Raw genomic sequence first — 450 nt, forward strand, 5'->3', positions numbered from 1 at the left:
CACGCGGAAGCCACCTCCGACGGCAACTCGGCGGTGAGTCGAGAGTGAGCATTCGGCCCGTGATCAAGCTCGACCCGCCGCCCAGCCCGGGCCATCCGAACCCGCTCCGCCTGCCCGCCTGGGTCGACCTTCTCCACAAGCCGCGCCGCGTGCTGAGCCAAATTCCGAGGCTGCCACGACGTCACGGGAGCCGAGGCGAGCTTGTCGCTCAACAACGCATCCACCTGCCGGGCATGCTCGTCAGACAGCGGCGAGGTCACAGCCAAGATCCGCCGGGCCCCATACAGCTCGACCTGGCCCTCCCGCATGGCATCCAGAACCCGAGGCATCCGCCGAGACAGATCGACAGCGTTACGAATCCGCCTCTCCACCTCCACAGGCGACACCCGAAGCGAAGGCGCCAACTCCTCAGCCAACCCCCGCCACTCCCCCTCGTCAGAAGCCAGAGAA

General features: G+C 67.3%; 1 protein-coding gene. It reads right to left on the reverse strand.

Going from position 1 to position 450, the window contains the following annotated elements; all coding sequences use genetic code 11:
* On the reverse strand, window positions 1–377 hold a 377-nt coding region (locus IF64_RS0124970), incomplete at its 3' end, for a DUF222 domain-containing protein (protein ID WP_030534615.1).
* Between the last annotated feature and the right edge of the window lie 73 nt (window positions 378–450).

Source organism: Prauserella rugosa, assembly GCF_000719975.1.
GTDB classification, from domain to species: domain Bacteria; phylum Actinomycetota; class Actinomycetes; order Mycobacteriales; family Pseudonocardiaceae; genus Prauserella; species Prauserella rugosa.